Genomic DNA, 9,010 nt, shown 5'->3' with positions numbered 1-9,010 from the left:
CCGACGTGGTCCGGCCGACTCCGGCCGGCAGCCCCTCCCGACCGCCCTATCGGTGCCCGCCGGCTCCTCCTGCCGCTCGGGTGACACCGGCGACGCCAGCCGGCACCCGGAGCCCGGGGCCGATGCCGGACATCTCCCTGGGCGCCACCACCCGACCTCCGACCGAGCAGGAACTGGCCGAGCAGTTCCACCGCAACGAGCAGGCCAACGAGGGGTTCCGGACCCGTGGCCGGCTCGGCGACGCGGCGGCCGCCGACGCGGCCGGCTGCGCGATCCGGGTACGCGCCGAACTGGACCGGCTACGCCGGCTGGGGCGGTACGACACGACTTCGCTCACCGAGGCGCTCGAGCGGACGCGCCTGAGCCAGGTCGAGGTCCGCCCACCCGGCCGACTCGACCCCGCGGGCGGGGCCGGGCTGCTCTTTGCCGGCTGGACCGGGCACGCCTGCGTCTTCGGCACCCACGGCCGACCGGCGTCCACGGTCGAGATCGGCACCCCGATCCAGGACGGCGGCTGCCTGCCCGCCCCGGACTGAGCCCACCGGCCGACCCGATACGGTTGCCCAGCTACCCCCGGGGGGTATATTCGTCCCGAGGGGGTGATCGGTCGTGCGTCACGACCACCAGCACCACGAGGAACAGCCCGGGCACGGCGGGCACGACAAACATGCCGGGCACGATCCGGAGGCGTTCCGCCGGAAGTTCTGGCTGAGCCTGGCGCTGACCGTGCCGATCGTGCTGACCAGCCACATGGTGATGGACTGGTTCGGCTACTCGCTCGACTTCCCCGGCATCTCGCTGGTCGGACCGGTACTCGGCTCGGTGGTCTTCCTCTACGGCGGCTGGCCGTTCCTGGCCGGCGGGCTGCACGAGCTGCGCGACCGTACGCCGGGAATGATGCTGCTGATCTCGATGGCGATCACCGTCGCGTACGTCGCCTCGCTCGCCACCAGCCTCGGCACCTTCGACCTCGACTTCTGGTGGGAACTGGCCGCCCTGGTCACCATCATGCTGCTCGGGCACTGGCAGGAGATGAAAGCCATCGGCCAGGCCCGGGGTGCGCTCGCCGCGCTCGCCGCACTGCTGCCGGACGAGGCCGAACGGGTGGCGGCCGACGGCGACGTACACCGGGTGTCCCTGGCCGAGCTGCGCGTCGGCGACGTGGTGCTGGTCCGCCCCGGCGCCCGGGTACCGGCCGACGGCCGGATCGCCGACGGCACCGCCGAGCTGGACGAGTCGATGATCACCGGCGAGTCCCGCCCGGTCTCCCGTACCGTCGACGACCGGGTGGTGGCCGGCACCGTGGCGACCGACTCCGCGATCCGGGTCCGGATCGACGCCGTCGGCGACGACACCGCGCTCGCCGGCATCCAGCGGCTGGTGGCCCAGGCCCAGCGGTCCAGCGGTCGCGCCCAGGTGCTCGCCGACCGCTTCGCCGCCTGGCTGTTCTACGTCGCCACCGCCACCGCGGTGATCACCTTCGTGGTGTGGTCCGCGCTGGGCGACGTCGACGAGGCGGTGGTGCGTACCGTGACGGTGTTGGTGATCGCCTGCCCGCACGCGCTCGGCCTGGCGATCCCGCTGGTGATCGCGCTCTCCACCGCCGTGGCCGCCAAGGCCGGCATCCTGGTCAAGGACCGGTTGGCGCTGGAGCGGATGCGCACCGTCGACACCGTGCTGTTCGACAAGACCGGCACCCTCACCCGAGGCGCCCACACCGTCACCGCCGTCGCCGCCGACCCGACCCTCGCCGCCGACCGTCGTCCTGGGGGCCACCTCGACCCGATCGGCGACGGGACGGCCGACCCGGGAACAGCGGGCGCCGAGGACGAGCTGCTCCGGCTGGCAGCCGCGGTCGAGTCGGACAGCGAGCATCCGCTCGCCCGGGCCATCGTCGCGGCCGCCGACGAACGCGGCGGCGCGGCCACCGCCACCGGCTTCCGCTCGCTGCCCGGCCGGGGTGTGCGGGCCACCGTCGAGGGGCGGGACCTCGCGGTCGGCGGGCCGGCGCTGCTGCGCGAGCTGGCCGCCCGGCCCGGCGCCGACCTCGGACGGGTCGCCGCCGGCTGGTCGGCGCGCGGTGCCGCCGTGCTCTACCTGGTACGCCTGGACGACGCCGGGCCGCGTGTGCTCGGCGCGCTGGCGCTGGAGGACGAGGTACGCCCGGAGGCCGCCGAGGCGCTCACCGAGCTGCGGGCCGAGGGGGTACGTCGGATCGCCATGATCACTGGTGACGCCCGGTCGGTCGCCGAGTCGGTCGCCGGGAAGCTCGGCTTCCGACCGGGGGTGGACGAGGTCTTCGCCGAGGTGCTGCCGGCGGAGAAGGACGACAAGGTGACCGACCTCCAGCGCCGGGGCGCGACGGTGGCGATGGTCGGCGACGGGGTCAACGACGCCCCGGCACTGGCCCGGGCCAGCGTCGGGATCGCGATCGGCGCCGGCACCGACGTGGCGATCGAGTCGGCCGGGGTGGTGCTCGCCTCGTCCGACCCGCGCGGCGTCACCGGCGTCATCCGGCTGTCCCGGGCCTCGTACCGGAAGATGATCCAGAACCTGGTCTGGGCCGCCGGCTACAACGTGGTGGCGCTGCCGCTCGCCGCCGGGGTGCTCGCCTGGGCCGGGATCGCGCTGAGTCCGGCGGTCGGCGCCGTACTGATGTCCGGCTCCACCATCGTCGTGGCGCTGAACGCCCAACTCCTCCGCCGGGTACGGCTGGCCCCGCCGGCACGCTGAGTCCCGGTTACGACACCTATATATATGGCGGCCGTACGGCGGGGGCGGGATCAGGCCCAGGCGCGCTCGAAGGCGATCCGTGCCTCCAGTTCGAGCAACTGGCGTTTGCGGGGCAGGCCACCGCCGAAGCCGACCAGTTTGCCGCCGGCACCGACGATCCGGTGGCAGGGCACGATCACCGGGATCGGGTTGCGGTTGCAGGCCACCCCGACCGCCCGGGCCGCCCCGGAGTCGCCGACCGCCGCCGCCACCTCGCCGTAGGTACGCGTCTCGCCGTACGGGATCTTCGACATCTCGGTCCAGACCGCCCGCTCGAACTCCGAGCCCCGGCGTACCGAGAGCGGCACGGCGAACTCCGTCAACGCCCCGGCGAAGTACGCCCGCAGCTCCGTCACCGCCATCGCCAGCCCGGCGGCGTCCGGGTCGGGTGCTCCGGGCAGGGCGGTGGCGGGTAGTGCCCCTTCCACCGGCCCGAAGTGCACGCCACAGACGCCGACGTCGTCGACCCCGACGGAAAGCTCCCCGATCGGGGAGTCGAGTACGGTCCAGCGCATCCCGCCATTCTCCACCCCGCCACCCGGCCCCCGGATTCCGTAATGCGACTCACATTCTGACCGATCGGTTAGTTACTGACCGATCGGTCAATGCACTCTGGGACGCGGAGGTGAGAGCGCATGGCACGCGGCAGGACCCGCGCCGAAATCCTGGCCGTGGCGGCCGAGCAGTTCGCGCACGCCGGATTCAAGGGCACGTCCCTACACGACATCGCGGTCGAGGTCGGCTGCTCGAAGGCCACCCTGCTCTACCACTTCGACAGCAAGGAGGCGATCCTCCTCGCCCTGGTCGCCCCGGCCGCCCGCGAGCTGGTCGAACTCGACGCCCGGCTCGGCGGGCTGGATGCCGACGCCGTGCGGGAAGCCGCCATCGACGGCTTCGTCGACCTGGTGGTGACGTACCGGCGGGAGGTCGCGCTCATCTACCACGACCTGCCGTACCTGCTCGAACATCCGGCCTTCGCCGGTCTGCAACCCGCGACTGCCCGGCTGGTCGCGGCCTTCGCCGGTCGATCGACCGATCCGGCCGACGAGATCGCCGCACAGGTGCTGCTCGCCGGGATCTCCGCGATCGTCATCGACCGGCCCGACGACGACGCGGTCGAACTCCGCTCCGCGCTGGTCCGGGTCGCCCGTCGGGCCCTCCACCCGGCACCGGCCCCGATCTCCACGGACCGCACCTGAGCCCGGACCGCACCTGAACCCCCGTTTGCCGGCCGCCTCGCACGGGCACGGACCGCCAACCCGGCAAGCACAACCGATCCGACGACCAAGGAAGCGAGCAACATGGCGACACTCCTCTACCGACTAGGCCGGGCATCCTTCCGGCGCCGCCGGCTCGTGGTGGTCCTCTGGCTCGTCCTGCTGGCCGCGCTCGGCGGGGCAGCGGTGGCGTTCATGGGCCCGACCTCGAGCAACTTCTCCATCCCCGGCACCGAGTCGCAGCGAGCGATCGACGCGCTGGAGCGGGAGTTCCCGGAGGCGAGCGGCGCGACCGGCACGATCGTGGTCGCCGCGCCCGAGGGCCAGCAACTCGGCACCCCGGACCGCCGGGCGGCAGTGGCCGAGCTGGTACGCGAGGCTGCCACCCTGCCCGGCGCGGTCGGCGCGCTCGACCCGTTCACCACCGGAGCGCTCTCCCAGGACGGCCGGTACGCGCTCGTGCAGGTCCAGTTCGCCGACCAGGCCGACGAGATCACCGAGGCGCAGCGCGAGGCGTACGAGCGCAGCGGCTCCGCCGCGACGGCGGCCGGGCTGCGGGTGGAACACGGCGGCGAGGCGATGTCCAGCGTGCCCGAGGTGGGCAGCACGGAGGCGATCGGCGTACTGGTCGCGCTGGTTGTACTGGTCGTGACGCTGGGCTCGCTGGTCGCGGCCGGGATGACGATGCTCAACGCGCTGATCGGGGTCGCCGCCGGAATGGCCGGCCTGTACGCGCTGAGCAACATCATCGAGCTGACCAGTACCGCTCCGATCCTCGCCCTGATGCTCGGCCTCGCGGTCGGGATCGACTACTCGCTCTTCATCACCTCCCGCTACCGGCAGAACCTGCTGGAGGGGTTGGAGCCGGAGGAGGCGGCGGGGCGGGCGATCGGCACGGCCGGTTCGGCGGTGCTCTTCGCCGGGGTAACCGTCGTCATCGCGCTCGCCGGGCTGGCCGTGGTCAACATTCCGTTCCTGACCATCATGGGGCTCGCCGCCGCCGGGACCGTCGCGGTCGCCGTACTCGTGGCCCTGACGCTGCTGCCCGCGCTGCTCGGCTTCGCCGGCCGCCGCGTGCTGCCGCGCCGGCTGCGTAACAGCACGACCGGTCCGGAGTCGGCCGCCGCAGCCGCCGAGGGATTCGGGTTCCGCTGGGCCCGGCTGGTCATCCGGCTCCGGATACCGCTGATCCTGGTCTCCGTGCTCGGGCTCGGCGCGCTCGCCCTGCCCGCCGCCGACATGCGGGTCGCGCTGCCGGACCACGGCACCAGCCCGCAGGGTACGCCGCAGCGCGAGGCCGCCGACCTGATCACCGAGGGGTTCGGGCCGGGCTTCAACAACCGGCTGGCGCTGGTGGTCTCCAGTGAGTCGCCCGAGCGGACCGCCACGGTCGCCCAGGAGGTGACCGCCGTACTCCAGGGCACCGAGAACCTTCTCGCGGTCAGCCCGCCCAACCTGAGCCAGGACCGGCTGACCGCCCTGCTGGCGGTGATCCCGACGACCGGTCCGACCGACCCGGCGACCGAGACCCTGGTGCACCAGATCCGGGAGAAGGTCGGCCCGATCGACGGGGTAGCCGGCACCGACGTGGCGTTGACCGGCCAGACGGCGGTCGGGATCGACGTCTCGGAGACCCTCGCCGACGCGATGCCCTGGTATCTGCTGCTCGTGGTGGGACTGTCGGTACTGCTGCTGATGCTGGTCTTCCGGTCGCTGCTGGTACCGCTGAAGGCGGCGCTGGGCTTCCTGCTCACCGTCGGGGCCACCTTCGGGCTCACCGTGCTCGTCTTCCAGCAGGGCCACCTCAGCGAGCTGGTCGGGCTGGACACCCCGGGGCCGCTGGTCAGCTTCCTGCCGATCCTGCTGATCGGCATCCTCTTCGGCCTGGCCATGGACTACGAGGTGTTCCTGGTCTCCCGGATGCGGGAGGACTTCGTGCACGGCGACACCCCGACCCAGGCCACCATCAACGGCATGGGGCACGGCGCCCGGGTGGTCACCGCCGCCGCGCTCATCATGACCTCGGTCTTCGCCGGCTTCGTCCTGCTCGACGACCCGGTGATCAAGTCGATGGGCTTCGCGCTGGCCATCGGGGTGGCGATCGACGCCTTCGTGGTCCGGATGACGATCGTGCCGGCGGTGATCTCGCTGCTCGGCCGGAGCGCCTGGTGGCTGCCGGGCTGGCTGTCGAAGCTGCTGCCCAACGTCGACATCGAGGGCGAACGCCTGCGCCGGCACCTCGCCCCGGACGCCGAGCCCGACCGCACCCCCGCCCGGGTCTGAGCACCGCCCGACCGTGGGCTGCCACCACCCCCGCCGGGGCGGTGGCAGCCCACGTTTTGCGAGCCAGGCAAACTTTTCCCCGTCCCCGGCGTCTGAGCAGGCGGGAGGTGTGTCTTGGGTCGGGCGTCCGAGCGGGAATTCACCGCATTCGTGCACGAGCGGGGCGACGTGCTGCTCCGCGTCGCCCAGGCGCTCGCCGGTGACCGCTACGCCGCCGAGGACCTGTTGCAGAACGCGCTGGCGAAGGCGTACGCCCGGTGGCCCCGGATCCGGGGCGACGCGGAGCCGTACGTCCGGCAGATCCTCTACCACGACCAGGTCTCGGCCTGGCGGCGGCGCGGACGGCGGGCCGAGGTACCGCACGCCGAGGTACCTGAACCACCCGCCGCCGACACCCAGCACGACCACGACACGGCGCTCCGGATGATGCTCCGGGACGCGCTGATGATGTTGCCACCCCGGCAGCGGGCGGTACTGGTGCTGCGCTATCTGGAGGACCAGACCGTGGAACAGACCGCCGCCGCGCTCGGCTGCCGCCCCGGCACGGTGGCCAGCCAGGCATCCCGGGCACTGAGCAAGCTCCGCGAACTCGTGCCGGAGTTCGCGGAGCTGACCGAGCGGGCGGAGGCACTGCGATGAGCGAACGCGCGGACCGGCTGCTGCGGGAGGCGGTACACGAGTTGGCCGGCAGCCCGCACCAGCCGCCCGATCTCGCGGCCGTCGCCGTCGCACGGGGACAGCGGATGCGCCGACGCCGGCAGACGATCGCGGCCGCGGCGGCGGTTGTCGCGGTCGCCGCCATCGCGGCACCGTACGTCTGGCTCCGGCCCGACCCGCGGCCACCGGCCCTGGCGGTCGGCGGCCCACCGGCGGCGACCACGCCGGTGGCGGTGCCGACGAGTTCGTCGACTCCCGCGCCGGAGCCGTCGGGCGACTGGCGCGCCGGACCGGTGCAGTTGCCCGGCGGTGCCCTGGTGCTCAGCGCGCGCCCGATCGGGCCGAAGGGCCCGACCTGGGCGTACGACACCGATCGGCGGCGCTACGTCAGCATCCCGGAGACCTACACCTCGGTCCGGGTGTCTCCGCGCCACCCGGTCGCCGCGGTACACAGCTCCAAGCGCCCCAGCGAGATCGGGCTGTACGACCTGGCCACCGGCAAGCCGCAGTGGTTCGAGACCCGCGCCACCGTCGCGGGCGTCGAGTGGTCGCCGGACGGACGACGGCTGCTCGCCACCCTCCAGAACAAGAAGGGGGTCTCGTCGATCGGGCTGTTCACCCTCGTGGAGGGAACGCTTGAGTTCCACCCGGTCAAGACGCGCCCGGTGAGCTGCGCCGGCCTGTGCCGCTTCACCTGGGTGCCGAACGGCCGGGAGGTGGCACTGTCGCAGGCCGACCCGGTCGTGAACCCTCCGGGGGCGGGCGCGACCTCCCGACCCGGCCTACAGCTCTTCGCGGCCGACGACGGCATGCCCACCCGGTCGCTGCCGGTGTACGGCGATGTCTCCAGCTCGGGGGCGTGGTCCCCGGACGGCTCGCTGGTGGTGGTCTCCGCCGGATCCGAACCCCCGGCACGGGGCAACCCGACGCCGTCGGGCGCCGGGAAGGAGACGACCGCAGAACTCGTCTCGGTGCAGACCGGCGAGGTGATAGGTCGGATGCGCAGCGCCGACGTCACCTGGCTCACCCCCGACCGACTGCTCTATCTGGACGGTACTGCCCGGTCCGGTCGGCTCACCGCCGTACTCGTCGACCCGACCGGCATGGAGCACGAACGGGCCGAACTCCCCGCCGAACTCGTCAGGAGCGCCGAGATCACGGTCGCGGTACGATGATCATCGGGTAACGATCCGGTACGTACACCCCGGATCGGGGAAGTTTCACCCCCATCCAGGACTGCGAACGGCTAATGTCGCACGGACGTCCGGCCGGGGTGGGTGCGGTGAACCAGGCCCCGATCCGCTGCCCACCGGCCGGCGTCCGAACCGCCCGCCGGAGGCTTGCCGCAGGCGCTCCGGCCCGCCCTCCGAGCCCGTCCGCTGTGGACTGTGTGCGCCCGGGTCTCGCGCTCAGCCGATTCCCAGGTTGCCTGGACCGGATACCTTGCAGTCGTGGCAGCGGGGACTCTGATCTTCCTCATCATCGGCGGCGCCGGAGTCGCGGTGCTGGTGCTCGCCCTGCTCGGTACGGAGTTGGCGCACATCGGCAACCCGGACATCGACGGCCCGGTCAGCCTGGAGGCGATCGCCGCGTTCGCCGGCGTACTCGGCTTCGGCGGAGCCATCGCCAACGAACTGCTCGGCGGTCGTACCCTCGCTCAGGTCGCCGCCGCGGGCGGCCTGGGCGCGCTGGCGGCGGTGCCGGCCGGTTGGCTCGCGACCCGGATCTCCCGGGCGGCCCGCAACATGCGGACCGACGGCACTCCCACCCGCAACGACCTGGTCGGGTCCCTGGGGGTGGTGGTCACCCCGATCCCCAGCGCCGGCTACGGCGAGGTGCGGGTCCGGGTGGGCGGCCAGCCGGTGAAACTCAACGCCAGGGCCGAGCGGCCGATCGCGCTCGGCGCGCAGATCTTCGTCGTCGAGGCGCTGACCGAGACCAGCGTCCTGGTCGAGACCTACTGAACCCGGGTCGTTCCGCGGGCCGCGTGCCGCTCGGACACCTGCACCACGCACCAGGCACACCCCATCCACCACCCACGAACGTCGGCAGTCAATCGCGCACGCCAACCCCCAATCCGA

General features: G+C 72.8%; 8 protein-coding genes. 7 read left to right on the top strand and 1 reads right to left on the bottom strand.

Translation table 11 applies throughout. The features are described 5' to 3' along the window. The first annotated feature begins 122 nt into the window (after positions 1 to 122). Complete coding sequence (locus tag V1634_RS30855) at positions 123 to 536, top strand: hypothetical protein (protein ID WP_331211235.1); 414 nt, start codon at positions 123 to 125, stop codon at positions 534 to 536. 73 nt (positions 537 to 609) lie between these two features. Further along, positions 610 to 2,733 carry a heavy metal translocating P-type ATPase gene (locus V1634_RS30850; protein ID WP_331211234.1) on the top strand — a complete coding sequence of 708 codons (2,124 nt, stop codon included), beginning with the start codon at positions 610 to 612 and terminating at the stop codon, positions 2,731 to 2,733. Positions 2,734 to 2,783: 50 nt separating this feature from the next. Here the strand turns inward: V1634_RS30850 and V1634_RS30845 are convergent, their stop codons facing one another. Continuing rightward, positions 2,784 to 3,287, bottom strand: a complete 504-nt coding sequence (locus V1634_RS30845; RefSeq protein WP_331211233.1) for a methylated-DNA--[protein]-cysteine S-methyltransferase — start codon at positions 3,285 to 3,287, stop codon at positions 2,784 to 2,786. Between the two features lie 120 nt (positions 3,288 to 3,407). On the opposite strand from V1634_RS30845, the gene V1634_RS30840 reads away from it, so the two are divergent. The 5 genes from V1634_RS30840 to V1634_RS30820 all read left to right on the top strand — a co-directional run bounded on the left by V1634_RS30840 (position 3,408) and on the right by V1634_RS30820 (position 8,893). Beyond that, entirely contained in the window at positions 3,408 to 3,971 is a 564-nt protein-coding gene (locus V1634_RS30840; RefSeq protein ID WP_331211232.1) for a TetR/AcrR family transcriptional regulator, read from the top strand. Positions 3,972 to 4,073: 102 nt separating this feature from the next. Next, the gene (locus V1634_RS30835) at positions 4,074 to 6,272 is read left to right on the top strand and encodes an MMPL family transporter (protein WP_331211231.1); all 2,199 of its coding nucleotides are present in this window, start codon (positions 4,074 to 4,076) and stop codon (positions 6,270 to 6,272) included. Positions 6,273 to 6,386: 114 nt separating this feature from the next. Beyond that, positions 6,387 to 6,911 (top strand): SigE family RNA polymerase sigma factor, encoded by a 525-nt coding sequence (locus V1634_RS30830; RefSeq protein WP_331211230.1) that lies wholly within the window; start codon positions 6,387 to 6,389, stop codon positions 6,909 to 6,911. Beyond that, positions 6,908 to 8,104: a WD40 repeat domain-containing protein gene (locus V1634_RS30825; protein WP_331211229.1), complete on the top strand. Its 1,197-nt coding sequence runs from the start codon at positions 6,908 to 6,910 to the stop codon at positions 8,102 to 8,104. Before V1634_RS30830 ends, V1634_RS30825 begins: the two co-directional genes overlap by 4 nt. Before the next feature lie 276 nt (positions 8,105 to 8,380). Further along, on the top strand, positions 8,381 to 8,893 hold the full coding sequence (locus V1634_RS30820) for a hypothetical protein (RefSeq protein WP_331211228.1): 513 nt from the start codon (positions 8,381 to 8,383) through the stop codon (positions 8,891 to 8,893). Positions 8,894 to 9,010 lie beyond the last annotated feature (117 nt).

It is taken from the genome of Plantactinospora veratri, assembly GCF_036421995.1.
Classification (GTDB): Bacteria; Actinomycetota; Actinomycetes; order Mycobacteriales; family Micromonosporaceae; genus Plantactinospora; species Plantactinospora veratri.
The sequence above is the reverse complement of the archived record's forward strand: the minus strand, read 5'-3'. Positions and strand labels throughout refer to the sequence as shown.